Genomic DNA, 26,259 nt, shown 5'->3' with positions numbered 1-26,259 from the left:
GGCCGCTTGTCATCACTGACAGCGGCCGTTTTGCGTTACGTGTTGCGGATCAGTTCAGAACCGCTGCGCCACGCTTTTCCAGATTGCGGCGGCGAGCCACCAGCAGGCCGGCAGCAACCACCAGCAGGCTGAGCAGGCCGGTCGCGAGGATTTCCACGCGGTGGGCGTCCTGGAACAGCATGATGGTCAGGGCCGCGACGATGAATACGATCACCGCGTAGGTCAGGCCCGGGAACAGCCACATGCTGAAGACGATTTTCTCGCCGCGAGCCATGCGTTGTTTACGCATGCGCAGTTGCGAAATCGCGATCACCAGGTACACCAGCAGCGCGATGGCGCCGGAGCTGGCCAGCAGGAACTCGAACACTGCAGCCGGGGCCACGTAGTTGGCGAAGGTGCACAGGAACGCCGCGCCGGTGGACAGCATCACTGCCCAGTAAGGGGTGCCGCTCTTGTTGGTGCGGGTCGACATGGCCGGTGCATCGCCGCGCTTGCCGAGGGAGAACAGCATGCGCGAAGAGGTGTACAGCGCCGAGTTCAGGCAACTGGTCACCGCAACCAGAACCACGATGTCGACGATCATCTTGGCGTTCGGGATGCCCATGCGCTCAAGCACGGTCTGGTAGGAACCAACGCTGGCCAGAACCGGGTCGTTCCATGGCACCAGGGCCACAACGATGAAGATCGAAACGAGGTAGAACAGGCCGATCCGCCAGATCACCGAGTTGGTCGCCTTGGAGATCTGCTTGCCAGGGTTCTTCGATTCCGCGGCCGCGATGGTCACGATCTCGGTACCCATGAAGGAGAACATGGTGGTCAGGATCGCGCCCAATACTGCGCCCATGCCGTTTGGCAGGAAGCCCTGGGTGTCGAAGATGTGCGAAACACCGCTGACCTGGCTGTTCGGCAGGAAGCCGAAAATGGCCGCAACGCCAAGAATGATGAAACCGATGATCGCCACGACTTTGAGCAGGGCGAACCAGAATTCGAACTCACCGTAGTTTTTCACGCTGAACAGGTTGGTCACCGTCAGCAGCATGGTGATGATCAGCGCGAAGGCCCAGATATCCACACCAGGGAACCATGCGTGCAGGATGGTTGCGGCGGCGTTGGCTTCCAGCGGAATTACCAAGACCCAGAACCACCAGTACAGCCAGCCGATGGTGAAACCGGCCCAGTGACCGATAGCGCGGTCGGCGTAAGTCGAGAAGGAGCCGGTGTCAGGCGAGGCAACCGCCATTTCGCCGAGCATGCGCATGACCAGCACAACCAGCGCGCCAGCAGCGGCGTAAGCCAGCAGAACAGCGGGACCGGCGGCGGCGATGGCGTGGCCGGAGCCGACGAACAGACCTGCACCGATCACCCCGGCGATCGACAGCATGGTCACATGACGCGGTTTGAGCCCCTGTTCGAGGCCATTGGAGCTTTGGGTACTGCTCATTGGAACTACCTTTGCGAGGAAAGCGATTGCGTCCGGCCCGTCTGGCGTTCCTTCTCGTAAAAAGAATCCAACGGGGCGTTCCGGATTCTGCACGCAATAAATGCGCCAAAATGTTTCAAACTCTTCTGGCCTGCGGTTTTCAGCGCGACCGGACAGTCACCGCAAGTCCTTGAGAATAATGGCCTTTCGCCAAAGCGTTACCCTGCGACTCACTTTCTAAACGAATCGGCGCACCAGAAACACACTGAAAAAGTACGGGATGCACAATAAAAGGGCGAATGAGGAACGTTCGGCCGGATAGCGCTTCCAACACCCCGCCAAAGGTGGCAACATCGCGCCTTTTTTTACGCGACACCCACGGGAATTCACGTTCAAACACCCGTTCGGTTGTTGATGGGGCGACAGTCTGCTGCGCCGATGCGACAACCTGCCACAGGCCATCCGTTTACCACTCGTAGCGCTGTTGGCTGCCATTGAAACGCTATGCTAGCTTGGCCGCCTCGCCAGGAAGGCCGGCCAACAGCAGGAGCGCAACATATATGAGGAACGCACATGGCTGAGGCCACGCCCGCGCTTGAAATCCGCAACTTGCACAAACGCTACGGACAGCTTGAGGTGCTCAAAGGCATCTCGCTGACCGCCCGCGACGGCGATGTGATCTCGATCCTGGGTTCCTCCGGTTCCGGCAAGTCCACGTTCCTGCGATGCATCAACCTGTTGGAAAACCCGCATCAGGGCCAGATCCTGGTGGCCGGGGAAGAACTCAAGCTCAAGGCCGCCAAGAATGGCGAACTGGTTGCCGCCGACGGCAAGCAGATCAATCGCCTGCGCTCCGAGATTGGTTTTGTGTTTCAAAACTTTAATCTGTGGCCGCACATGAGCGTGCTCGACAACATCATTGAAGCCCCACGCCGCGTGCTCGGCCAGAGCAAGGCCGAAGCCATCGAAGTCGCCGAAGCGCTGCTGGCCAAGGTCGGCATCGCCGACAAGCGCCACGCCTATCCGGCGCAACTGTCCGGCGGCCAGCAACAGCGCGCGGCGATTGCCCGCACGCTGGCGATGCAGCCCAAGGTGATCCTGTTCGACGAGCCCACCTCCGCCCTTGACCCGGAAATGGTCCAGGAAGTACTTAATGTCATCCGCGCATTGGCCGAAGAAGGCCGCACCATGCTGCTCGTGACCCATGAAATGGGCTTCGCCCGTCAGGTCTCCAGCGAAGTGGTGTTCCTCCACCAGGGCCTGGTAGAAGAGCAAGGATCGCCACAGCAGGTGTTCGAAAACCCGCTTTCGGCGCGCTGCAAACAATTCATGTCCAGCAACCGCTAACGGAGCTACCCGCATGCAGAACTACAAAAAGGTCTTCCTGGCCGCCGCCGTCACCCTCGCGTTCAGCGCCGGTGCAATGGCCGAGACCCTGAAGATGGGCATCGAAGCGGCTTACCCGCCGTTCAACAATAAAGACGCCAGCGGCAACGTCGTCGGCTTCGACAAAGACATCGGCGACGCCCTGTGCGCCAAGATGAAAGTTGAATGCTCCGTGGTCACCTCCGACTGGGACGGCATCATCCCGGCCCTGAACGCCAAGAAGTTCGACTTTCTGATCTCCTCGATGTCGATCACCGACGAGCGCAAGCAAGCGGTGGACTTCACCGACCCGTACTACTCCAACAAGCTGCAATTCATCGCGCCGAAGGATAAAGAGTTCAAGACCGACAAGGACTCCCTCAAAGGCAAAGTGATCGGCGCCCAGCGCGCGACCCTCGCCGGCACCTTCATGGAAGACAACACGCCGGGCGTCGAAGTGAAACTCTACGACACCCAGGAAAACGCCTACCTCGACCTGACCTCCGGTCGTCTGGACGGCATCCTCGCCGACAAATACGTCAACTACGAGTGGCTGAAAAGCGACGCCGGCAAAGCCTATGAATTCAAGGGCGATCCGGTGGAAGAAAGCGACAAGATCGGTATCGCTGTACGTAAAGGCGACCCGATCCGCGAGAAGCTGAACGCTGCGCTGAAGGAAATCGTTGCCGACGGCACCTACAAGAAGATCAACGACAAGTACTTCCCGTTCAGCATCTACTGATCCTGACCTGCCGGATCGGCGCCGCCACATGACGGCGCCGATCCCCGGCCTTGCCTGCCGCGATTTGAAAAGAAATCCATGATTATCGACCTCTACGGATTCGGCCCGGCGCTATTCGCCGGCGCGCTGATGACCGTCAAACTGGCACTCTCGGCCCTGTGCCTGGGGCTGGTGCTCGGTCTGCTCGGCGCCTTGGCCAAGACTTCCCCGTACAAGCCGCTGCAGTGGCTTGGCGGAACCTATTCGACCCTGGTGCGCGGCGTCCCGGAATTGCTCTGGGTGCTGTTGATCTACTTCGGTACGGTCAACGCGATGCGCGCGTTCGGTGAATTCCTCGGCAACCCCGAACTGGAACTCAGCGCCTTCGCCGCCGGCGTCATTGCGCTGGGTCTGTGCTTCGGCGCCTACGCCACGGAAGTGTTTCGTGGCGCGATCCTCGCCATTCCCAAAGGCCACCGCGAGGCTGGCGTGGCCCTGGGCCTGTCGAAATCGCGGATCTTCACCAGACTGATCATGCCGCAAATGTGGCGCATCGCCCTGCCCGGCCTGGGCAACCTGTTCATGATCCTGATGAAAGACACCGCGCTGGTGTCGGTCATCGGCCTGGAAGAAATCATGCGCCACGCGCAGATCGGCGTGACCGTGTCCAAGCAGCCATTCACCTTCTATATGGTGGCGGCGCTTATGTACCTGTGCCTGACCGTGCTGGCGATGATCGGCATGCACCTGCTGGAAAAACGCGCCGCACGCGGCTTCGCGAGGAGCGCTCAATGAATTGGGAAGTCATCATCAAGTGGCTGCCGAAACTGGCCCAGGGCGCAACGCTGACCCTGGAACTGGTGGCCATCGCCGTGATCGCCGGTTTGCTGCTGGCGATTCCGCTGGGCATCGCCCGTTCTTCGAAGCTGTGGTACGTGCGCGCTGTGCCCTACGCCTACATCTTCTTTTTCCGTGGCACGCCGTTGCTGGTTCAACTGTTCCTGGTCTACTACGGCCTGGCGCAGTTCGACGCGGTGCGTAACAGCTCGATGTGGCCGTACCTGCGCGATCCGTTCTGGTGCGCTACCGCGACCATGACCCTGCACACCGCGGCGTACATCGCCGAGATCCTGCGCGGGGCGATCCAGGCGATTCCGCCGGGCGAGATCGAAGCGGCGCGGGCGCTGGGCATGTCCCGGCCGAAAGCGCTGTTCTACATCATCCTGCCGCGCGCCGCGCGCATCGGCCTGCCGGCCTATAGCAACGAAGTGATCCTGATGCTCAAGGCCAGTGCCCTGGCCAGCACCGTGACCCTGCTGGAATTGACCGGCATGGCGCGCACGATCATTGCCCGCACTTACCTGCCGGTGGAGATTTTCTTCGCCGCTGGCGTGTTCTATCTGGTGATGGCCTACGTGCTGGTTCGCGGCTTCAAACTGCTGGAACGCTGGCTGCGCGTCGATGCGTGCCAGGGACGCTGATTCTTCCGACGTGCTGACGGGCGAGGCCCTACTCGCCCGCTTCACGGCACTGGATACATTTCTCACAACGCATCAGGCGCTGTGGAAACCCCGCCCGTTCACTCATCTGCAACTGCCATGGGAAGCGTCCTACCCTGAATTGTCCTCGTGGCTACGCGGGCGGTCGCTGGAAGATGCGGAAAACGCCCACAACCAACCTGCCGAAATCTTGAATGCGCCGGAGCCATTTGCTTCGTTGGCGGCGTTGTCGCTTGAACTGAGTGCGGTGGGTGAACTGCCTGCACATTCGCTGGAAGCCGCCGGGCATCGTCTGAATGTCGATGTGCCGGGGCGCAAATGGCAGCAGATTGAGGCCTTCGCCAGCCGTTTGTCGTTTGCCGCGCAACCGAAGCACTGGCTGGACTGGTGTTCGGGAAAAGGGCATTTGGGACGGCGTCTGCTCGGCGCTGGCCAGCAACTCACCTGTCTGGAATACGACCCGGCGCTGGTTGCCAGCGGTCAGGCGCTGAGTCAGCGGCATCACCTGCATGCGCTGCATGTGGAGCAGGATGTGCTCGCGGCGAACACCGCTTTATTGCTGAACGCCGAACACACGCCTGTTGCCCTGCACGCTTGCGGTGATCTGCATGTTCGATTGATGCAACTGGCCTCTGCCGCTGGCTGCCGACAATTGGCGATCGCCCCGTGCTGCTACAACCGGATCAGTCGCACTGAATATCAAGCGTTGTCCTCCGCAGGTGCGCGATCAGACCTACAGCTCTCGCTGGAAGATCTTTCACTGCCAATGAGCGAAACCGTCACCGCTGGTGCCCGCGTCCGACGTCAGCGTGACACCTCCATGGCCCGGCGACTGGCCTTCGACCTCCTGCAACGGCAAGTGCGCGGCGTCGACGAATATCTGCCAACGCCTTCTCTGCCAACCGCCTGGCTGGACAAACCGTTTACTGATTACTGCCGCGACCTGGCAGCGCTGAAAGAGTTATCCACAATCGGCTCGCCAGATTGGGTAGCACTGGAAGCCGCCGGTTGGCAGCGGTTAGCCGAAGTTCGCAATCTGGAATTGCTGCGCGGACTGTTCCGACGGCCGCTGGAGCTTTGGCTGAATCTGGATCGGGCACTTTTCCTCACCGAACAAGGATACGTCGTACGTCTCGGCACCTTCTGCGAAGCGCCGCTCACACCGCGCAATTTGCTGTTGCTGGGCGAGCGCGTTTAATCTTCCACAGCCTGTGGATAACTCTGTTGATGGAATTATCGTGGATCCAATATCCACGGCTGTTTCAGGCCACTATCAGCGCTGGTCATTTTTTGTTCATATGAATAAAAAACCGGCAAAACAGGGATTTGCGATTCAAATGAGAACCCGTCCACAAAAACCTGCCTAAGCGCGCCCTCTTCAGAGCCTGTTGTGCATAAGCCCTCGACCAAAAGGACATAACCGCCGAATCGCGGACGCCGCGAACGGGCAATTGCGCCTGCCATCCGCCCTTGCTATACAGACCTACGCCGTGCAGGTAGCGCAGGCCCGAACAAGAAAAATCTGACCGACAGGAAGCGACCGTGACGTTCATTTCTTACGCACAGAATTTCGAGGACGTTCGCCTTTGGCGCGCCCTGCAGTATTTTGAAAACGGTTTTTATATCGACGTCGGCGCCAATGACCCGATCCACGACTCGGTCACCAAGGCCTTTTACGATCGCGGCTGGCAAGGCATCAATGTCGAACCGATGCAGAACTACCACGACGCACTTCGCAAACATCGCCCCCGCGACACCACGCTGCAATGCGTAGCCAGCGACCAGGCGGGCGAACTGACCTTCTACGGCATTCCCGACACCGGGCTGTCCACCGCTGACCCGGTCGTTGCGCAAGAACGCAAAAACCTCGGCATGGACGTGCAAAGCCTCACCGTCAACGCACGCACACTGACCTCGATCTGCGAAGAACACGCCGCCGAGCGGCCAATCCACTTCCTGAAAATCGACGTCGAAGGCCACGAAGAAACCGTCCTGCGCGGCATGGACTTCAGTCGCTTCCGCCCCTGGATCATCCTCATCGAAACCCCATGGGAGCGCGACCACACCTGGGAACACCTGGTGACCGACGCCGGCTACACCAACGTCTTGTTCGACGGCCTCAACAGCTTCTTCCTGGCCAACGAACACATCGCCCTCAAACCCGCGTTCGACCTGCCACCGTGCAACCTCGACAACTTCCAGCTGTGCAAAGGCCACAACCTCGCCCACCCGATCAACCCTGCACTGGAAACCGCCCTGCAACGCGCCGAACAAGCCGAAGCCGAACTGCGCGCCATGCAAAACAGCCGCGCCTGGCGCACTGTACAAAAACTGCGCAACGTCCTGCGCCGGGCGTGAATCGCAGGGGGCGCAAAAATAGTCTGAATTCAGGGGTTTACAGAAGCACCCGAGTCGCTATAATCGTCGCCCACACGCCGGTATAGCTCAGATGGTAGAGCAACTGACTTGTAATCAGTAGGTCCCGGGTTCGATTCCTGGTGCCGGCACCATACAAAACAAAGCCTCTGCAGAAATGCAGGGGCTTTGTTGTTTCTGGGGTTTGGAGAATGCTCTTGCCGCAATGGGGGAGATTTTTTCACTGAGAATAAGTGACTCGTTTGCTCCTCGCTCAAGTAGCAATCCACAGAGACAGAAGATCTGTCACGCTTTCCGGAATCACCTTTTCTACATAAATGAACGAAATTGGTCACTCGAAACTGCAACTCAACCCAGTTTCGAAACCACACGCGAATACCTCTCAAGAGTGGTTGAAGAAAATAAAACCAGAGCTAGAAATCCTTAACTTATTGATTATGAAAGACTTTCTATACAAACGTTATCAATGGATACTATTTCTGATCCTCGATTGAATTTCTGCGGGGACCTCTCTAGACAAAACAGGTTTTATCTGAGGTTGTACACCTGTCGCACATAGTGGCACACTAACACTAGAGAGTTAGTGGAAAAATTCCACTCCTAGCCATATCACCAAACTATAGAAATTTTAGTTTATTCAAAAAGGAGAGGATGCCGCCATGAATTATAAGGATTTCCCGAAAGAGCACTCTCTCTTAATACAAATACCTTCATTAACGGTCAGCTCTTCGCCAACAGCACCGAATTCTCCTACAAGATCCAGAGTAGCAACATCAAAAACAACTTTAAAAATATTAGTAATTTTTATGATCTTTGGCTTCTCCATTTCTGCGAATTCACTAAAAGCAGAAAGTGAGATACATGATTCAAAAAAACAAAATTTTACGCCGCACAATAACCTAGAAGACTATCTTTTCATTCAGCATGTTGTTCAATCAATCATTTCCAAACCCAACTCCAAAACACAAGCTCTCGAACTAGAAGTAAAAATCCAAGCTGAAAAAATAAAGAATTTGGAAAAAGAAATATTACAACTCAGACAACCCGAAGAAAACAGTGTAGCGACTATCCTGCTGACTGCTGTGTCCGTAATTATAACTACACTTGCCGTTTTGATCGCAGTCCTTGCAATACCTGGCTATCGCAATATAAAAAACAAAGCGATTAAAGAGGCTCAGAAAACTGCGAAGGAAACTGTAAAAAATGTAGCAAAAGAAGAAATCCCAAAAGCAACCGAAGAAAATATAATAAAATTAATCAACGAAAATAGATTTGATAAACTTATTGAAAACGCTGTGGAAAACATTGTTTATCGAGATACTACTATGTTGGATGACATGATAGACGAGGAGAACCCAAATTGAGAACTTCGTCAGAGTGGAATTTCCTGAGCGACGACCAGAAAGCCATTATATCTTCGCATCAAATAAATCTACCAGTGCCTGTTGGAGCAATTGCTAAGGATCTTGGCTTGGTCATTTTGAAATCTACTATGCCTGGATCAATATCAGGTGAAATTAGAGAAGCCGAGGGTATTGTTACGATAAAAGTTAACCGCCACGATGTAAAAGAGCGCCAGCGGTTTACTATCGCGCATGAAATTGCTCACTTTTTATTACATCGCGAACGTCTCGCTGGTGGAATTACAGACGATGTACTTTATCGCTCAAGGCTTTCGGATGATCTGGAGAGAGAGGCAAATAGACTAGCCGCAGATATAATAATGCCTACCACATTAATTCAAGAGGCGTTGATTACACACAGTACTTTAAAGCCAGAAGACAGATACAAAAAAATTGCAGAATTAGCTCAGGTATCACTTGCAGCGATAAAAATCAGAACAGGGAAGAAATAAGCTATGCAAGGACCATTTCAAAATTTCAATTATATACCGATTCTTGCGATAAGCCCGGCCGAGATGGCTGCTATCGGACAACTCCCTGATAAGGAAAAAGATAGAATCATTCCTGTTTTCCCCCTAAGGGGATGGGTTACTGCTCATCGTTTAGAAAACACTCTCAAGAAAATTGAGGAATCCATAGGAAACCGCCTCTGGATCTCCGACATTGATGAAAAATTCCTCTCCGAGAATAAAGTTTTTCTATTTACTGGGGAGTATCCCGACAAGCCAGTTTATCAGGAGCTCGCAGAATTATTAGACTCCAACAATAGTTACGAAAACTGGTATCAATTTATAAAACACCAAACGAACGCAATCCCTTGCATTCGACACGAAAGCCTAGATGGCCTTGAGGATCAGATAGAAAAACTTTCATCCCTTGGAAGGGGGATTGTTTTAAGAATCCAGCCAAATGAAAAAAACATCGGCAAGCATGACCACCTAATCACCGCTCTGAACAAAGCCAAGGTTAAAAACATTTTAATCGTCTACGATTTAGGCGGAATAGATGTAAACTTCCATGAAAGGTTGCCACTTCTAAAATCATTAATGCTAAAGGCAAAGCGCGAGATTGAAGATGTCACCCTATCAATAAGTTCATCATCTTTTCCTTCCGGCTTTGCAGGACAACATAGAGGAAGCAATTCTATATATGAGAGAATCCTGTTCAACTCGATAACGGATAATCATAATTTCAGTCCAGTTATATATTCCGACAGGGGAAGTGCGCGTGCAGAAAAACAAGAGGGTGGCTCGGGAGTTCCACCTCCAAGGATCGACTATCCATTAAAAAAAGACTGGAAATTCGTTAGGCGTGAAGTTGATGAAAATGCACCCGATTCAAAAACAAAGCGCAAAGCCGCGTATATAGAAATTGCAAAAGAGATAGTCAACAGCGATTATTGGATTCCGGAGCTAAGGCTTTGGGGAACACAGCAGATTGAAATCACCGCTGAGAATAGCGATTTTGGAATCTACAGCGCTCAAAAAGCCACCGCAGCACGTATTAACATCCATCTTTTCAACCAGCTACACTACAACTCTGTTGATAGCGAAATCAATACAGATGAAGAATGGATAGATTAATCCTCCTCAGAAAACATTGGCCACATGCTTTACATATGGACTTAGCAGAGTTATATCACATGGCCTTATGTTTTCGATGGAACAGACCTTATCCAAAAAACGATGCGACGGCATACTAAATCTTTTAGATATGCCCTCGATAAGCGTTTTCTTAACGTCAGACTTGGAGATTTTATCTAAACTTGATATAACTGCTAATTTCAGTTCATACATTGCCAGATCAGCGGAAATTATGCCTGCACGCCTAGCTAAAAATGACACCTCTCGCTTGGTCATTAGCTCGACGTAATTTTGCTTTGATATATTTTTTATTAATCGGCCCTTACGAACAACCCGTATTCCGTTAGAATCAACCTCCCATACAGCAACATCATCGTCAGCAAGAGCCAAAACCCCCTCTACATATTTTCCCGCAACAGCAACTATTACACGATCAAAATACTTTCTGTACTCCTCAAGCTGCCCAGCCAATCGAAATAGTGAGTCTTTTTCGCTCTTAATTTCAATCGCAACCATTTCCTGCCCGCGAATATAGCCAAGATCAATTCGACGAGACTTTCTAGCCAAGTTCATCTCGCTAAAAACAATGGACGAAATATCAATCTGCCCTATTTTTAGAAGCCTGTTAAGAACTGCAGCCTTAATTTCTTTCTCACCCATTCCCAAATACCACTTTAATATATTAGATCAGTAAAACAGAACAATCATCGAGGGCTACGATCTCAATCTACATGGCTTACTTAATCTGAACTTTGATTGGCTGACAGATTATTATTAATTTCCATGCTGAGGTTCTAATAAGCAGGCTGTAGATCCCGCAATGCTTCCGGATGCTGGCTAGCAACACGTAACAATGTCTGTGCCGCGCCTGTCGGCTGCCTGCGACCCTGCTCCCAATCCTGCAACGTCCGCAAACTCACGCCGATCAACTTGGCAAATGCGCTCTGTGAAACGCCCACCTTGGCCCGCGCTTCAGCGGCCGCCGAGAGTGGCACCTCTGTCACACGAGCAGCTTTTCCCGCCTTCATCTGGCGGACAGAGTCCAGCAAGTCCTGCTGAAATTGCTCCAGTTCATTGACCATCGCTGATTTACTCCTTCAGTTGCTTAAACTGTGGGCAGGTTGTCGAATTTGACCCTTGGTGTAGGCAATCAGCAACCAAATTGAGCCTTCGGAAAGCGTGTGTAATAGATGACACGTGTACCAACTCGCTTGCCCATGCCGCTACGAGACCAGCGAACCTTGCGCAGGCCTCCGCTACTAGGAACGACGTCACCGACCAGCGGGTTTGCGGCAAGCCAGGTTATGAATTCATGCCGCTCACCATCGGCCCAGATACCGTCAGCATAGCGCTTGAAAATTTCGGTTTCGATAATGATATATATGGGCGGAACTATACGGCATTGCCGTATAGTTAAGCAATGCGCGTTTGTCTAATACAGAATCTAGCAGCTTCGGAAGAATGGTGTTTAGGCGACTTGTCCGGGCCGATGCACGTTGCTCAAACCAAATTTAACGCACGGGAGGCTTGCCAGTATCGAGTATTCGAAAAATGGATCTGTCACCTTGTCAAAAACTACAAGTGAAAGATAAATAGATCTGCATTAATTAATTACCCCCCCTCAAACTATTAACTTTCTTACAAACAAGCTACGGGAAGACCTTTTCTATTTGACAGAAATCCTGGAGTCAACTCTCAATGAATAATCAAAAAAGAGAATCAACCTTATGCAAGTCACTTCCATCGCAAAAAGCAACACGACCAACACTCTTACCGAACAGTAAAAACCTATCAACTTCTGGCACGGGTGGTAAAACTTCAAAAAACTGTCCACCCTGCCTAACAGTTTCTCGCAACTCCATCAACAGCCTGCCGAGGACGTTCGCACCCACTAACTTCCCTTCAACGGGCACTGCTCCCCAAAATCTATCCTTACGCGACTGTTCGACAATTGGTAGATCTCCTGTATTTAACAACAGCTCAGAAAATCGAGTCCAATTCTGCACTAGCTTACACGCGATACACCATCGCATAACCCGGACACGAACCTGTAGCCAGTCCTCTCTAGACTCGTTTAACATTGGCTTGATTCTCATTTTTGCAGTCATGGGACTTGTCTGAGAAACTATGAGTCTCTGAAGCTCAGGGAGATGAGGAAAGCGGCACGACTGGTAGAGAGCTTCCGAAGTCAAAAAAACAACATCATTGACTATAATTGGATACCCCCCTGCCATATTCGACAGCCCCCCAAAAACTTCTTTAGTTTTCAAAAAAACTAAACTTTCTGACGGAGCATAAACACGGATAGCCACCTTCCTCATTCCCATCACTCCCTACCCCTTACAGCTCACCAATTCTCAAACATTCTACGAATTTTAGCATCATTATTGGTGGCCCGTGGCAAGAGAGGATACCAAGGATCGCCCACCCACAATGCCAAGGGGGCATTGTTTGGGCAATTACGGTAGGTCACAATCATGGATCCAAAACCTAATGTCTCGAGACCGCTATATCCCAGCGGGCGGTGCTGATCTTTCAGACTTGTACATTTACTTCGAATATCGACACCTTTTACAAGAAACTCTTGCTCTAACAAGTTACGCGCTGCCTCGGAAGAGAAAATATCCAGCTCCCCCTTACCTCCCGCAACACGATATACCGGCTTATGCACCATTGATTCAATATAGTCATTTACAGCTTCGCTATCTGGAGCCGATACTGGCCGCAGCACATCCGCATTGTAATTACATGACTTTCGATCTTCAGGCTGTATACACCAAGCCCATTCAACCTTAATATTCTTACCACAACTAGCTATTACTGACTTAATTTTCTCACTTACGCGCCAATACCCATATGTATGCAGCACGACAAAATACAAATTTAGCTGACACTCACTAGGGGCCACCCCTTCAATCCAAGCAGTCAAATCTTGGATAGCTCGACTTCCAGAGCATAAATTATCGTCAATATAATAGAACCGTAGATTGTCCATCTTATTGATAGATACTTCCACACCATATTTTTCATTTACTACGTTCTTTAGCAACTGTGCGAGCTCGTGCTGACTATTACCACCTTTTTGAATATCTAATACCGTAGCGGTACTCCAGTGATTCCTTGGCGTATCGCCCACAAACGGCTTAAACTCAGCAACAGAACTTAGAGCCCCGATCATAGAGGTTCTTGAAATATAAGTCTTTTTAAATACATGCAAAACTTCAGAAAGTACCGCTTCTTGCTTATCAGAATCAAACTGCGCGAGCCAGGTATCAACATGCTTAGAGTCTGGCTTATTTATCTCACCTGTTCTGTAATCAGAGATAATATTCACAAGTTCCAGAACAAGCTCATCACGTGTTGACATACGGTTCTCCCTTACCTATGTGAGTGAATTGGCAGAGTGCCACTATTCTGGCCCGCCCATCAAGCCACAAAAATTTTCTGTTTTGCATTAATACCTTTGGAATCGCTGCATCTGCTACACCTCGGGATACACTCATGTTCTTTTCATCTCCCCTCAGCACCTAACGCCCAGAATCACCGCTGACACATAACGGCAGCTGTGGGGGGACTGTTCGAGTGCAGCATGGCAGGAGGCAGAAGACTGCTGGATATGGGCCAGATTATCTCTACATGGGGCGGCCAATGCTGTGTTGACCTAGGTTGCTGAATCGCCACCAGCTAGCCACGATTGCGCCCAACCCTCCCCTACGCTACCGTCGAACCCGTCGCTGCCAATCCAGCGACCGGGCCTGATAACCCGCGTAAGATACAGGCGCACCAGCGCCCCAACCCACGTTTGTCGGCGCTTTTTCATGCCTGCAATTCCGTGTAATGGCGGCCGTGCGTGGGAGACCTTCGGGTCTGCCGGGTTCCTGTATCTCCGGTTTATCAGCCTGCGCATAGCTGCCACCCCATTCGCCTGATAACGAATTGGCAGCCCTCATTTGATACAGGGAGTTTCACAAATGATTAGCATCGATCCGTCCAAAGTCTGCCCTTTCCACCTCCCAGCAAACGGTAGGTGAAGCCATGACCCATCCCCACGATCTGAAAACCCTCGGCCTTACCCATTTCTCCTTCCAGTCCAGCCACGCACTGTTCCGCACCAACTCCGGCGTCCCGGTCGTTACCGCCCTCTCCCACGCATCCCACCTGCTGCACATTTCCAAACTGCTCACATCAGATACTTCTGCCGCCAACGACCCGGAACTCCACGCCTGCGCCTCGCAATACTTGCAGGAGTTGAGCAAGGCGCTGGTCGATGACGCGGTCAAAGTGCTGAGCCCCGATCCGTAAACCGTCGCCCGTAAAAAAGCCCTCGCATCGCTGCAAGGGCTTTGAGTTACCACATCAATCAGTGCCCAGCACTCTGCCCACCATCCACATGCAGAATCTCGCCGGTCACAAACTTCGCGTTATCGAGATACACCACCGCCTGCGCAATGTCGTCGATCTCGCCCATGTGCCCAACCGGATGCAGCGCACCCAGCGCCGCGTGGGTTTCCTCGCCGTGCATCGGTGTCTTGATGATGCCCGGCGATACCGCGTTCACCCGGATTCCGCGCTTGGCGTATTCGATGGCCAGGGATTTGGTGGCGGCGTTGAGGCCGCCCTTGGTCAGGGAAGCGAGGACCGAGGGCACGCCGTCGATGGCGTGGTCGACGAGGCTGGTGGTGATGTTGACCACGTGGCCCTTGCCCTGTTTTTCCATCTCGGCGATGGCCAGTTGGGTTATGTAGAAGAAGCCGTTGAGGTTGACCGACAGCACCGCTGCGTAATCTTCCGGGGTGTAGGCGGTGAACGGTTTGGCGACGAAGATGCCGGCGTTGTTGACCAGGGTGTCGATGCGGCCGAAGCGGGCCACGCCTTCGCTGATCACGCGTTGAGCGGTGGCCGGGTCGCCGATGTCACCGGCGATGGTCAGGATCTGCGGGTCGTTCGACGGTTTGATCGAGCGCGAAGTAGCGATGATGTTGTAGCCCAGCTCACGGAAGGCCTTGACCATGCCTTCGCCCAGACCTTGAGAGGCGCCAGTGATGACGACGGTTTTTTTCGAATTGCTCATGATGAAATCCTCAATCAATAAGTGGGTGTTGAATCAGGCGCTAGCCAGTTGTTTCAGCATTTGTTCGTAGTACTCGACCGATTGCGAACCGGACACCAGGTGCTTGCCGTTCAGGATCAGCGCGGGCACCGAGTTGATCCCGTGCTGCCGGTAGAACGCCTGCAGTTGCCGCACTTCGCTGGCGAATTCGTCGTTGGCCAGCACCTTGCGGGCCCTCGCCGCATCCAGTCCTGCTTCGGTCGCCAGACGGATCAGCGTCGGGTGATCGTTGGGGTTGTCGCCGTCGCGGAAGTAAGCGCGCAGCAGGATCTTTTTCAGCGCGATCTGCCGCCCTTCCTGCGCCGCCCACATCAGCAATCGATGGGCGTCGAAGGTGTTGTGAAAGTGCGTGCGTTTCTCCAGATCGAACTCGAAACCGATGGCCTTGCCGCGTTCGATCTGCATCTTCTTGCCGGCGGCGACGTCTTCGGCGGTGCGGCCGTATTTACGCATCAGGTGCTGCACGGCCGGTTCGCCTTCAGCGGGCATGTCCGGGTTGAGTTCGAAGGGCTTGTAGGTCAGCTCCACCGAAACCTCGCCGGCCAGATTGCCGATCGCCTGCTCCAGCGCTGTCGCCCCGAGTGCGCACCAGGGGCACACCACGTCGGAGACGAAATCGATGGTCACGGTCGGGGTCATGACTGGCCCCGTTCCGCCAGTTGTCGGCGGTATTCGGTGGTGGTGATGCCGGCGTAACCCCAGTTATCGGTGTCGACTTCTTCGATCACGATGTGGGTCAGGTCCGGGCGTTTGTTGAGGACGCGTTCCAGGGTTTCGGTGATTTCGGCGATCACCTGAGCTTTCTGCTCACGGGTAACACCGTCGCGGGTGATGCGTACGCTGACAAATGGCATGACGACTACTCCAGTGACCTGCCCTCGGGATGATGGTCAGGTGTTGGAGCTCAATTTAGGCGTGTGCCGGGAGGGGAAAAAGTAGGGGTGGGGTACTTCATTTGTGAGGTGGTGTAATGAATAGCCTGTAAAAATCGCGGCAAAACTCCTTTGAAAAAACCCGCAGACGCACCCAAACCGTGCACTTTTTTTGACCCCAATCACCCCCACGTCACCAAAAAACCCGATCCTGTGTCAGCCTCCAGCCATCGGCGGGGACATCAATTCGCTACTAATTGCGCGACAACTATGCTCAGGTGCAGGAATATAGCCGGCAAATGGCGCCGTTCAGGTCGTCACGTACACAACAATACCCAGCCCACTTCAGAGGGCATTACCCATGGATAGCAGAACCTTACGCAACCTCATGCGCATCGTGCAGACCGGCTCGTTGTCGGCCGCAGCCGAGCATTCGTGCCTGACCGTGCAGGCCCTGGCCGCACAGTTGAACAAGGTCGAAGAGCAGTTCGGTTTCCGCTTGTTTAGACGATCCAACAAGGGGCTGACGCTGACGCCGCAAGGCACCGAGCTGACGCCCTATATGGACAGAGTGCTGATTGCCACGCGGCAGATGGAAGAGAAAGTCGAAGCCTTGAAGGTGCCGGGGCAGCGCACGTTGAAAGTGGCGTTGAACACCACGCTGGACCCGGACTTCAACCGGCGATTGATCGGACGCCTGATCGATGTGTTTCCCGACTACCAGATGGAATTCAGTTACGCCGAGTCGATGGAAAATCTCAGCAAGCTGAAGAACGAGGACTTCGACCTTGCGGTGTTGATCGGCCCGCAGCGTCCGGGTTTGCCGAGCATTGTCCTGCCTGAAGTGCAGGTGCAGGTGGTCGGCGCGCACTGTGGTCAGGAGAACGATCCGCTGACGTTGCTTGGTAACAAGTTTCAGGTGCGTCCCGCAGAAGATTGTCCGTATTCCCACAGCTTTTTACGTTTTCTCGACGCCGGGCTGGGCAATCACGAGAACAGTCAGCGGACGATCTACTCCTGCAGCGAAACGCTGACTTTGTCGCTCATCACCCAGATGGACGCGGTCGGCATGGTCTCCCGCGAGGCCGCGCAGAAGAACGGCCTGACGATTTTCCCCGGGTTCGAGGATTTCCTCGAAGTGCGCCTGGCGGTGAACAACCCGGATCTGTCCGGCCAGGCGTTGAACGACGTGGTCGATCTGCCGCTACATGAACGAGCCGAGCGCAATGTACGCAGCCGTCCCAACCGCCACACTGAGAAAGAGGTTTTTGCTGAAATACGCACATAACAGCGTCGGAATCGCGGCATAGAATTCCGGGCGATCGAGCTGTATGTGCTGATCCTTGATCAACAAGGGTGTCAGGCTGATCGCAGCGACGATCGCCACCGGCAAGTATTCCAGCGCCCGGGCGACGAAGGGCGGCCAGTGCTCGGTGTTGACCTGCAGCGGCAAGGCCCGTGGCAGGAAGGTCACGGCCATCATCAGCGCGACCACCAGAATCAGGAACGTTTGGTCAGGCATACACCCACTCCGCAGCCCACAAACGTGGCGATGAAAACGTTGAATGGCGAGCTGCCCACCAGACTCAGTGCGCCCATGCAGACCACTGCAGCCATAGCGGCGATGAGTTTGTTGCGGGTATTGCAGAGCGAAACCAGCACGTAGAGCATCATCGCGGTCAGCGCGTAGTCGAGCTGGTATTTGATCAGGTGCGACGCGTACTGCGCACACAGGGCGCCGAGCAATCCGCCGATCACCCAGGAGGTGTGGCAGAACAGGTTGAAGCCGATCAGATAGCGAATGTTCACCGGCGCACCAGTGCCCAGTTTGACGCTGTGGAAGGCGAACGATTCATCGGTCAGACCGCCGGCGTAGCACCAACGCTCCATGCGGCTCAGGCCCAGCGCCCGCAGGGCCTTCGCCATGTAGACCGACATCAGCATGTGCCGCGCGTTGATCAGAAACGTGGTCAGCACGATGGTGGTCAGCGATGCCCCGCTGCTGATCAGCGCCAGCGCCGCGAATTGCGAAGCCCCGGCATACACGAACAGACACATGGCCACCGGCAGCCACAGCGGTAGCCCGGCGTTGACGGCCATCAGCCCGAACACGAACGACACGGTGAAGTAACCGGCCACCACCGGGCTGGCTTCGGCAAAGGTGCGCGATGGCTGACGGTCGACCATCAGCGGCGCACTGCCGGATGTTTCATTCATAGATCCCTCTCAAATGTCCGCTCGCCGTGAGGTTCGCAAAAACCCTGGGCCGTCCAGAAACGCTTGCCCGCGAGGTTAGCATCGTCGACGAACAGAAACATCCGCAGCACACCGACCCGTTTCATGTCGGCCGACGCCGCTTCCACCAGCCGCTGGCCGACACCCTGGCTGCGATAGCGCAGGCTGACCGCCAGATGGTTGATCGTGCCGCGACTGCCCAGCATGCCGCCCAGTACCGCACCGACGATCTCGCCTTCGACGTCGAAGGCGAGATAGGCCGTGGTGGTTTTCTGGATCAACACGCCGCGCAGGCATTTGGCGTCCTGCCATTCACAGAACGACACTTCGTCGAACTGGCGGAAGAAGCGCTCCATGCGCTGCGCGTCCTTGGCCGTTGCGCGCCGCAGCACCACCGGCGTCGAGCATTCGACGCCGTCGATTGGGGTGATCTGATTAGCGAACAATGTCGAAAGCGGTCCCGGGCCGCGAGAAGGAAATCGCCAGGATCTGCCGGTACGCCATGGCATGGGTATGGGTATTGCGCGCCGGGGTCACGTAGTGGCGCATGTCGCGGTCGAGGAAGTAAGTTGTGTCGAGGATTTCCTGGTAGGTGGTCGACGCCAGTTGATGCTCGTGGATGTCGTACAGACGACTCTCCGCACCCTCGACATTGTTGCGGCCCCAGAAGTGCACGCCGCTGAACGGATAACCGTCGCAGTGAATCCCTTCCGGGGTGATTTCCAGTTGTTTGCCGGGTTTGATCTCGATGCGGATCTGATGGATCTGGCACTGCCAGATTTCATCGTGCAGTTCTTCCGGCAACACGCTTTTGTACACTTCAAAATCGGTGTCGATCAGGCTGCGCATTACCGGCGAGCTGATGACTTCGTCCGAGAAGTCCTGGAAGTGCCGCACCACGCCGCCCACATAGCTGTTGTTGGCCTTGGACTGCACGTACGCGCGATGTTCCAGTTGCTTCAGTTCGCGAGTCTTGGGGTTGTATTCAAAGTCGCTGTAACGACGGTAACGCATGCCGGCTTCGGCCTGACCGTAGTAACTGTCAGGCTCCATGTTTTCCCAACTTTTGGTCAGTCTGACGAAGTCGGCGAAATGACCGTAGAGATTGAAGTCAGCACCCTGCACATTGGCGTACTTGTCGCGCCGTAGCGATTCGCCCACTTCTCTGGTTAAAACGATCATTACCAAATTCTCCGCTGCATTGAGCGGCCTAATCTATTAGGTGGAGAATTTGCGTCCATGAGAAAGAATTTCAGGCATTTAAAGCCCTGTTTGAAACGCGATTTGAAACGGCTTGAAAGTGCATTTCAAATGACAAAAACACGGGTTTTTATGCTGTTTTTTCAAAAAGCGTCAAAAAAAAACCCCGAACCAGTCGGGGTTTTTCTGTCGCGTTTCGCGGGTTCAATCGATCATCAGAAGATGTTGATCGGGTAATCCACGAACACACGCAGCTCATTGCCGCTGACGTTGTATTCGCTGGATTTCTGCGAAACACGCAGGATCGAGCTGCGCAGCTTGATGCTCAGATCTTTGGCCGGGCCACTTTGCACGACGTACTTGAACTGGTTGAAGATCTCACGCTCGGTGCCGCCTTCGCTGGTGGACGTGGTGATGTTGTCGCCACGCACGTACGCGAAGTTGTAGCTCAGACCCGGTACGCCGAATGCGCTGAAGTCCAGGCCGTAGCCCAACTGCCAGCTGCGCTCGTCTTCAGCGTTGAAGTCGGACCAGTAGGAGTTGGCCAGGTAGATGGTGTTGCCACCGTCCCCGACACGATGTTGATCTTTCTGGTAGCCGCCGTAGGCGTAGCCCAGGTTACTGTCGCCGGTGGAACGCTGGTGCGCCACGGTGAACGAGTGCGGACCAGTGGCGAAGGTTGCTGCCAGGCTCCAGATTTTGTTGTCGTCACCAGTGACGATACTTTTACCCGGTACAGTGTTCTCGCGGATGTAGGAGTCTTCCAGCTTGGTGCGGTAGCCGTTGAAGTCCAGGGTCAGGGACTGATCCTTGTTGAACGGCAACACGTAGTTGGCGTTCACGTATTGCTTCTTCAGCACGTCTTCGACATCGGAAGCGTACAGCGCGCCCTTGAAGTTTTCGGTGAACTGGTAGCTACCGCCCAACACGTTGATCGACTTCAGACCACCGCTGTCACGGCCTTCATCGCTCTTGCGCGATTCCGCGGTGAAACGGCCAGCATCCAGCTGCAGACCTTTGATCTCTTTGGAAGTGATCAAGGTACCGGTGTAGCTCTCTGGGAGCAGACGGGAGTTGTCGTAGTTCAGCACCGGCAGGGCCGGCATCTGGTCACCGTAGGTCAGCACGGTGTTGGAGAAACGGAATTTGACTGCCGCGCCGCCCTTGGCCAGATCGTCAGCCGGGTTGCCGTTGTTGTCTTGCTTGAAAAAGTCGATACCGCCGGCGCCGCTGCGGCCCTTGCCGCCGTCCAGACGCAGCGCGTACAGACCGAACGCGTCCACACCCACACCGACGGTGCCCTGGGTGAAACCGGACGAGAACGTACCGATGGCCGCTTGGCCCCACTCGGCTTTATCGTCGTTACCGTTTTTGTAATCACGATTGATGTAGGCATTGCGCAGCAGCACTTTGAGGCTGCTGTCTTCCACAAAACCCTTGGACTCGGCCTGGTCGTTAGCCATGGCCGAAGTGGCACTCAACATCCCCAGTGCGATCAGACTGATTCGCTTGTTCAACATTTTGTTTTCCTTATTACGGGTTGAAACGCGCTGTGTCGAACGGCTGAAACGGCGCTTATTGCACTCTTTTATTCACCCCGAAACAAAAAGACCCGCTCAAGACAATGTCATGGCGGGCCTGCTCCTAATTTTGAGTCATGGCGGTTAGCCACAGGCGTTGGGCCGAATCGTAGCCGCGCCCTCAACAATGTGTCAATTTCAAGAATCGTCTTTAAATAGGCGAAAAACGTCTAAAAAAAGTAAATTTTGCGATGGCTTCGTGCACGGAATTGCTCGCAGTCAGGGATTTTGATGCGGGATTACGCGCAACCATCTAGGCCACAGACCTGCAAGGTTTCAGTCCCTGGCGCAGGCGTAAACGACTCACTCAACCATTGGGCGAAGGCTTCTGGCTTGCCCAGCCACGGCCCGATATCTACCAGTGTGAACTGACCGTCCTGTTCCAGTGCGAAAGTTGGAAAACCCTGCCCACCCAGTTTTGCCAACAGGGCACGGCTGTTCTTTATATGTTGTTCGGTGTCGACGGACTTCACGGCGTTCAAGAACATATCGGCGTTGTAGCCCTGCTCTACCGCGTATTCCACAAGCACACTTTCGTCGGCAATTCGCCGCCCTTCGACATAGTGCGCAGTCTGCAAACGGCCAAGCAGCTCCAAGCCACGACCGTCGATTTTTTCCGCTGCCATCACAGCGGCAATCGGTGGTGCCGAATCAAACACCGCCGAGTGATCGCGCAACAGGCCTTCGAAATAAGCTTCGCCGAAGGGCTGACCGGTGTATTCGGCAATGCGTCGGTCGTGAGGCATCACGTAATTGCGCAGTTGCGGTGAAACGTTCTGGCGGTTGGCGCCGGTCATCATGCCGCCGGCGTGGGCGATCACGGGCAGCACTTGCTGGGCGGCCTGCACCAGTGGTTTGGCGCCATAGCACCAGCCGCACAGCGGGTCGTAGATGTAATGAAGAGTCATCGGAAAGCTCCGCTCAGAAGGTGGGAAAAACGATGTCGGCACATTAGTCCCTCGGTCGTTGCGGAAAAACGCCGGAATGGCTTTCAGTCTGTTTCGGCAATCGGTCAAATGCGCTTGTTGTCCGCTCCGACACAAACATGAAATAAATTGACACAATCAAACCACGGAACCTTTCAGGAATAATTAACGGGAGTAAATGCAAAGCATTACCATTCGCGCGCTCGAATTCTTTCACCCTTTCGGATGCGCTTTTCAATGCCTGCCCCGTTCCGTCTCACGCCCGTCACGCTTGGGCTTTCTGCCTTTTTGTCCTCCGGTTTCGCTTACTCCGCGACCGAGCTTCCCGCCACGTCGATCAGCGCAGAAGCGCAGGTTGATGATCCGCGCGTAAAGGTCAGCAACACCGCGACCCGCACCTCCACCCCGGTGCGTTACGTGCCGCAGGCGATCGATTCGATCAAGACCGCCAATGTCGCGGATTACGGCATCAATGACATCGAAGATGCCCTGAGCGGTATTCCCAACGTCAGCAGCGGCGGCGACACGCGCTTCGACAGCCTGCGCATCCGCGGCTTCGACGCCAGCAACGACTTCTATCTGGACGGCATCCGCGACGACAGCCAGTACAAGCGCGACCTGCACAACATCGAACGCGTCGAAGTGCTCAAGGGCCCCGCCGCTGTGTTGTATGGCCGTGGCAGCCAGGGCGGGATCGTCAACCGCGTCAGCAAGGCACCCGAATTCGGTCGCCGCTCGACCATCGAGGCCCAGGGTGGCAGCGAAGACCTGCGCAGCCTGTACGCCGATCTCAGCACTGACCCGAGCGACAACATCAGCCTGCGCCTGAACATGGGCAACATGGACGAAAACAGCTTCCGCGACGGCGTCAGCGGCAATCGCCAGCTGTTTGCACCGTCGATGAGCTGGCAGCTCACGCCTGACCTGAACTGGCTGGTGCAATACGAATACAGCCGCTACAACCGCACGCCGGATCGCGGCATTCCCGGGGTCGGTGGACGTCCGGCAGATGTCGGCCGGGACACGACCTACGGCAACGATCACGATTTCATCGACGACAAAACGCAATCCCTGCGCTCGAAACTGGCTTATGAAATCAACGACAACTGGCAGCTGCGCCACACGCTCGGTGTGTTCAAGCTCGACAGCGATTTCGACAACACCTACCTCACCGGTTACACCCCGGCGACGCAGAAGGTCACCCGCCAGCACTGGCAGCAGGACCTGACCACCCGTAACGTGTTCAACAACGTTGAGCTGGAAGGCGGATTCGAAACTTTCGGCCTCGAGCACCGCCTGCTGACCGGCCTCGAAACCGGCAGCCAGCGCCGCGACCCGACGCTCTACAACGCCGCCACGTCCGGGCGCGGCAGTTCCGCCGTGCCGTCGCTGGATCTGTACAACCCCAACCGCGACCTGCGCCACACCGGGCGCATGCAGGTGTCGAGCAGCAGCCACACCGAAGTCGAAAGCCGCGCGGTCTATGTTCAGGATCAACTGCGCCTGAACGATCAATGGCAATTGCTGGCCGGCCTGCGCTACGACACCTTCGATATCGAGTCGACCAACAAGCTGCGCAACATCTCCGAAGACCGTGACAGCCACAGTACCAGCCCGCGTTTCGGCGTGGTCTGGACGCCGCTGCAGAATCATTCGTTCTACGCCTCGTGGACCAAGACTTTCTCGCCGGTAGGCGGTGGTCTGATCGGTATCACCCCGGGCGCGGCCGGTAACACCAATGACCTGAGCCCGGAGCTGACCAAGCAGAAAGAAATCGGCGTGAAGAGCGACTGGCTCGACGATCGCCTGAGCACCACCCTCGCCGTCTATGAGCTGGAACTCTACAACCGCCGCACCACCGATCCGAACGACCCGACCCTGACCGTGCTCAGCGGTCTGCAACGCTCGCGCGGGATCGAGCTGACCGGTACCGGCAAGATCGTCGGCAACTGGTATGTGCGCGGTGGTGTCGGCGTGCAGGACGCGACCATCGAGAAGGACAACAACGGCCTGGAAGGCAAACGCGTGAACAACGTGGCCAAGCGCAACGGCAGCCTGTTCCTGACCTGGAAACCGGAAATGGGCTGGTACGCCGAAACCGGCCTGACCCTGGTCGGCCAGCGTTATGCCGACAACGCCAACACCACCGTGCTGCCGGGGTATGGCCGTTGGGACGCACTGGTCGGCTACCGCCACAAGGACTGGGACCTGCGCGGGGCCCTGAACAATATCACCGACCGCGAGTATTACTCGTCGGCCACCAGCGCGTTCCAGATCCAGCCGGGCGCACCGCGCAGCCTGGTAGTCACCGGCACCTACAGCTTCTGATTCGCGCCCATAAAAAAAGCGCTGCCATCCCGGCAGCGCTTTTTACAATCCTTGTTTGTTCTTCTTATCCTTCCATCACATCCCACAGTGCTTCCAGTTCGGCCTCGCTGAACAGGCCAGCGGGGTAACGCTCGATCATCATCCGGCGCGGATCAGGTTCCCTGATCTGACGCGTTCCATTGGACTTCAACCAGTGCGCGACAATCTGGAGCGACTCACTATTTACCGTCATGGGATGCAACGTCCGCTCGCTGATTACGTTCACTTCGGCGTTCATTTCAGCGCTCTCTCCCCGTTCGTGAGCGGCTACGTTATCCAAGGTTTATGACAGAACTGTTGAAGTTCTCCCCCCTCCCTAGTGCGTAATGAGCGATACAAGAGCTATGCCAACGTCATGAAATAGTCGACCAGCGGACATAAAGAAACCCGCAGTCCTGACGGGCTGCGGGTTTCTCTTCAAGCGTGGGCAACGAATGACTGACCGGTCGATTTTTCAATCAACTCAAGCTGTTACATCCGCACTCACTCTTTGTGCGGCGCGGGTTGCTGTTGGGTAAGGCAGTGAATGTTGCCGCCGCCCAGTAACAGTTCGCGGCCCGGCACCATCACCACTTCATGTTGCGGGAACAGGTTCTGCAGGATCTCCCGCGCCGGCGCGTCCATCGGATCGTCGAAGCTCGGCGCGATGATGCCGCCGTTGACGATCAGGAAGTTCACGTAGGAACCGGCCAGACGCACGCTCGGGTTACGTTCCTGAGTGCCGTCCACCGGATCCACGCCCGCGCACTCTTCTTCGGTGGCAAACAGCGGCCCCGGAATCGGCATCTTGTGCACCGTGAACGGGCGGCCCTTGGCGTCGGTGCTGCTTTCCAGCACTTTCATCGCGGCCTGGCAGCGCGGGTAGTTCGGATCCTGCGGATCGTCGGTCCACGCCAGCAGCACTTCGCCCGGACGCACGTAGCAGCAGAAGTTATCCACATGGCCGTCGGTTTCGTCGTTGAACAGGCCATCCGGCAGCCAGATGATCTTGTCCACCGACAGGTTTTCGCTGAGCACCGCTTCGATCTCTTCGCGACGCAGGTGAGGGTTGCGATTGCGGTTGAGCAGACATTCTTCGGTGGTGATCAGGGTGCCTTCGCCGTCGACGTGAATCGAGCCGCCTTCGAGCACGAAGCCTTCGGTGCGATAGCGCGGGCTGCGCTCGATTTCGAGGATCTTGCCGCCGACCTGAGAATCACGGTTCCACGGCGAATACAGGCCGCCGTCAAAACCACCCCAGGCGTTGAAGTCCCAGTTCACGCCGCGCACTTCGCCGCTGTTGTTGATCACGAAGGTCGGACCACTGTCGCGAACCCAGGCGTCATCGCTGGACATCTCGACCACGCGGATATTCGGCACGTCGAGGCGAGCGCGAGCGTTTTCGTACTGGCCGGCGGAGACCGCCACGGTGACCGGTTCGAAACGCGCGATGGCCTTGGCCACGGCGGCGTGAGCGGCCTGCGCCGGCTTGCCGCCCAGACGCCAGTTGTCCGGACGCTCGGGCCAGATCATCCAGGTCTGGGTTTGCGGTGCCCATTCGGCCGGCATGTAGAAGCCATCGGCGCGTGGTGTGCTTTTCAATGTGGTCATGTCGATCAGACT

Annotated in this window: 28 protein-coding genes and 1 tRNA gene; 13 read left to right on the top strand and 16 right to left on the bottom strand. The window is 55.2% G+C overall.

What is annotated here, in order from left to right; translation table 11 throughout:
• Positions 1-49: 49 nt before the first annotated feature.
• Entirely contained in the window at positions 50-1,441 is a 1,392-nt protein-coding gene (gene gabP / locus GQX66_RS10900; protein ID WP_240868873.1) for a GABA permease, read from the bottom strand.
• Between the two features lie 552 nt (positions 1,442-1,993).
• Between gabP and GQX66_RS10895 the strand changes: the two genes are divergently transcribed.
• The 10 genes from GQX66_RS10895 to GQX66_RS10850 all read left to right on the top strand — a co-directional run bounded on the left by GQX66_RS10895 (position 1,994) and on the right by GQX66_RS10850 (position 10,367).
• Complete coding sequence (locus GQX66_RS10895) at positions 1,994-2,767, top strand: ABC transporter ATP-binding protein (protein WP_007897462.1); 774 nt, start codon at positions 1,994-1,996, stop codon at positions 2,765-2,767.
• Between the two features lie 13 nt (positions 2,768-2,780).
• Positions 2,781-3,527: an ABC transporter substrate-binding protein gene (locus tag GQX66_RS10890; protein WP_240868869.1), complete on the top strand. Its 747-nt coding sequence runs from the start codon at positions 2,781-2,783 to the stop codon at positions 3,525-3,527.
• 78 nt (positions 3,528-3,605) lie between these two features.
• Complete coding sequence (locus GQX66_RS10885) at positions 3,606-4,301, top strand: ABC transporter permease (protein WP_240868865.1); 696 nt, start codon at positions 3,606-3,608, stop codon at positions 4,299-4,301.
• Positions 4,298-4,987, top strand: coding sequence for an ABC transporter permease (locus GQX66_RS10880; RefSeq protein ID WP_039764656.1), 690 nt, complete (start codon positions 4,298-4,300; stop codon positions 4,985-4,987). Before GQX66_RS10885 ends, GQX66_RS10880 begins: the two co-directional genes overlap by 4 nt.
• A complete protein-coding gene (locus tag GQX66_RS10875) occupies positions 4,968-6,203 on the top strand; it encodes a methyltransferase (RefSeq protein WP_240868862.1) in 1,236 nt (411 codons plus the stop codon). Before GQX66_RS10880 ends, GQX66_RS10875 begins: the two co-directional genes overlap by 20 nt.
• Before the next feature lie 344 nt (positions 6,204-6,547).
• Positions 6,548-7,363, top strand: coding sequence for an FkbM family methyltransferase (locus GQX66_RS10870; protein ID WP_240868860.1), 816 nt, complete (start codon positions 6,548-6,550; stop codon positions 7,361-7,363).
• 76 nt (positions 7,364-7,439) lie between these two features.
• Positions 7,440-7,515, top strand: a tRNA-Thr gene (locus GQX66_RS10865).
• 525 nt (positions 7,516-8,040) lie between these two features.
• Complete coding sequence (locus tag GQX66_RS10860; protein ID WP_240868857.1) at positions 8,041-8,745, top strand: hypothetical protein; 705 nt, start codon at positions 8,041-8,043, stop codon at positions 8,743-8,745.
• Complete coding sequence (locus tag GQX66_RS10855; RefSeq protein WP_240868854.1) at positions 8,742-9,236, top strand: ImmA/IrrE family metallo-endopeptidase; 495 nt, start codon at positions 8,742-8,744, stop codon at positions 9,234-9,236. Before GQX66_RS10860 ends, GQX66_RS10855 begins: the two co-directional genes overlap by 4 nt.
• Before the next feature lie 3 nt (positions 9,237-9,239).
• Entirely contained in the window at positions 9,240-10,367 is a 1,128-nt protein-coding gene (locus GQX66_RS10850; RefSeq protein ID WP_240868852.1) for a beta family protein, read from the top strand.
• A 6-nt stretch (positions 10,368-10,373) separates the two neighbouring features.
• Here GQX66_RS10850 and GQX66_RS10845 read toward each other — a convergent pair whose 3' ends face one another.
• The 4 genes from GQX66_RS10845 to GQX66_RS10830 all read right to left on the bottom strand — a co-directional run bounded on the left by GQX66_RS10845 (position 10,374) and on the right by GQX66_RS10830 (position 13,734).
• Positions 10,374-11,027: a sce7726 family protein gene (locus GQX66_RS10845; protein ID WP_240868849.1), complete on the bottom strand. Its 654-nt coding sequence runs from the start codon at positions 11,025-11,027 to the stop codon at positions 10,374-10,376.
• 134 nt (positions 11,028-11,161) lie between these two features.
• Complete coding sequence (locus tag GQX66_RS10840; RefSeq protein WP_240868846.1) at positions 11,162-11,449, bottom strand: helix-turn-helix domain-containing protein; 288 nt, start codon at positions 11,447-11,449, stop codon at positions 11,162-11,164.
• Positions 11,450-12,073: 624 nt separating this feature from the next.
• Entirely contained in the window at positions 12,074-12,688 is a 615-nt protein-coding gene (locus GQX66_RS10835; RefSeq protein WP_240868843.1) for an NADAR family protein, read from the bottom strand.
• A 26-nt stretch (positions 12,689-12,714) separates the two neighbouring features.
• Positions 12,715-13,734, bottom strand: coding sequence for a hypothetical protein (locus GQX66_RS10830; RefSeq protein ID WP_240868840.1), 1,020 nt, complete (start codon positions 13,732-13,734; stop codon positions 12,715-12,717).
• Between the two features lie 668 nt (positions 13,735-14,402).
• On the opposite strand from GQX66_RS10830, the gene GQX66_RS10825 reads away from it, so the two are divergent.
• The gene (locus GQX66_RS10825; RefSeq protein ID WP_240868837.1) at positions 14,403-14,669 is read left to right on the top strand and encodes a DUF3077 domain-containing protein; all 267 of its coding nucleotides are present in this window, start codon (positions 14,403-14,405) and stop codon (positions 14,667-14,669) included.
• A 58-nt stretch (positions 14,670-14,727) separates the two neighbouring features.
• On the opposite strand, the gene GQX66_RS10820 is transcribed toward GQX66_RS10825, so the two are convergent.
• From GQX66_RS10820 to GQX66_RS10810, 3 genes are read right to left on the bottom strand one after another with little or no spacing between them, the layout of a single operon-like run.
• Positions 14,728-15,438, bottom strand: coding sequence for an SDR family NAD(P)-dependent oxidoreductase (locus GQX66_RS10820; protein WP_240868834.1), 711 nt, complete (start codon positions 15,436-15,438; stop codon positions 14,728-14,730).
• Positions 15,439-15,471: 33 nt separating this feature from the next.
• Positions 15,472-16,116, bottom strand: a complete 645-nt coding sequence (locus GQX66_RS10815) for a DsbA family oxidoreductase (protein WP_240868831.1) — start codon at positions 16,114-16,116, stop codon at positions 15,472-15,474.
• A complete protein-coding gene (locus GQX66_RS10810; protein WP_007952610.1) occupies positions 16,113-16,331 on the bottom strand; it encodes a 4-oxalocrotonate tautomerase family protein in 219 nt (72 codons plus the stop codon). Before GQX66_RS10810 ends, GQX66_RS10815 begins: the two co-directional genes overlap by 4 nt.
• 379 nt (positions 16,332-16,710) lie before the next feature.
• Between GQX66_RS10810 and GQX66_RS10805 the strand changes: the two genes are divergently transcribed.
• Positions 16,711-17,637, top strand: coding sequence for a LysR family transcriptional regulator (locus tag GQX66_RS10805; RefSeq protein WP_085712740.1), 927 nt, complete (start codon positions 16,711-16,713; stop codon positions 17,635-17,637).
• On the opposite strand, the gene GQX66_RS10800 is transcribed toward GQX66_RS10805, so the two are convergent.
• The 6 genes from GQX66_RS10800 to GQX66_RS10775 all read right to left on the bottom strand — a co-directional run bounded on the left by GQX66_RS10800 (position 17,554) and on the right by GQX66_RS10775 (position 22,272).
• Positions 17,554-17,871: an AzlD domain-containing protein gene (locus tag GQX66_RS10800; RefSeq protein WP_007952614.1), complete on the bottom strand. Its 318-nt coding sequence runs from the start codon at positions 17,869-17,871 to the stop codon at positions 17,554-17,556. The genes GQX66_RS10805 and GQX66_RS10800 overlap by 84 nt on opposite strands.
• Complete coding sequence (locus GQX66_RS10795) at positions 17,850-18,566, bottom strand: AzlC family ABC transporter permease (RefSeq protein ID WP_085702720.1); 717 nt, start codon at positions 18,564-18,566, stop codon at positions 17,850-17,852. The genes GQX66_RS10800 and GQX66_RS10795 overlap by 22 nt, the downstream gene beginning before the upstream one ends.
• Complete coding sequence (locus tag GQX66_RS10790; RefSeq protein ID WP_007952618.1) at positions 18,563-18,940, bottom strand: GNAT family N-acetyltransferase; 378 nt, start codon at positions 18,938-18,940, stop codon at positions 18,563-18,565. Before GQX66_RS10790 ends, GQX66_RS10795 begins: the two co-directional genes overlap by 4 nt.
• Before the next feature lie 79 nt (positions 18,941-19,019).
• Complete coding sequence (locus tag GQX66_RS10785) at positions 19,020-19,766, bottom strand: 2OG-Fe dioxygenase family protein (protein ID WP_085608635.1); 747 nt, start codon at positions 19,764-19,766, stop codon at positions 19,020-19,022.
• Between the two features lie 233 nt (positions 19,767-19,999).
• Positions 20,000-21,304 carry an OprD family porin gene (locus GQX66_RS10780; protein ID WP_085746362.1) on the bottom strand — a complete coding sequence of 435 codons (1,305 nt, stop codon included), beginning with the start codon at positions 21,302-21,304 and terminating at the stop codon, positions 20,000-20,002.
• A 299-nt stretch (positions 21,305-21,603) separates the two neighbouring features.
• Positions 21,604-22,272 carry a DsbA family protein gene (locus tag GQX66_RS10775; RefSeq protein ID WP_085746361.1) on the bottom strand — a complete coding sequence of 223 codons (669 nt, stop codon included), beginning with the start codon at positions 22,270-22,272 and terminating at the stop codon, positions 21,604-21,606.
• A gap of 255 nt (positions 22,273-22,527) precedes the next feature.
• Here GQX66_RS10775 and GQX66_RS10770 point away from each other — a divergent pair, with 255 nt between their 5' ends.
• Complete coding sequence (locus GQX66_RS10770) at positions 22,528-24,618, top strand: TonB-dependent siderophore receptor (protein WP_134021977.1); 2,091 nt, start codon at positions 22,528-22,530, stop codon at positions 24,616-24,618.
• A gap of 64 nt (positions 24,619-24,682) precedes the next feature.
• On the opposite strand, the gene GQX66_RS10765 is transcribed toward GQX66_RS10770, so the two are convergent.
• The gene (locus tag GQX66_RS10765; RefSeq protein WP_102687846.1) at positions 24,683-24,895 is read right to left on the bottom strand and encodes a hypothetical protein; all 213 of its coding nucleotides are present in this window, start codon (positions 24,893-24,895) and stop codon (positions 24,683-24,685) included.
• Positions 24,896-25,140: 245 nt separating this feature from the next.
• Complete coding sequence (aguA, locus tag GQX66_RS10760; protein ID WP_134021975.1) at positions 25,141-26,247, bottom strand: agmatine deiminase; 1,107 nt, start codon at positions 26,245-26,247, stop codon at positions 25,141-25,143.
• Positions 26,248-26,259: the final 12 nt, after the last annotated feature.

The sequence above is a fragment of the Pseudomonas sp. B707 genome, assembly GCF_022496685.1.
In the GTDB taxonomy this organism is placed as follows: domain Bacteria; phylum Pseudomonadota; class Gammaproteobacteria; order Pseudomonadales; family Pseudomonadaceae; genus Aquipseudomonas; species Aquipseudomonas paraglycinae.
The sequence above is the reverse complement of the archived record's forward strand: the minus strand, read 5'-3'. Positions and strand labels throughout refer to the sequence as shown.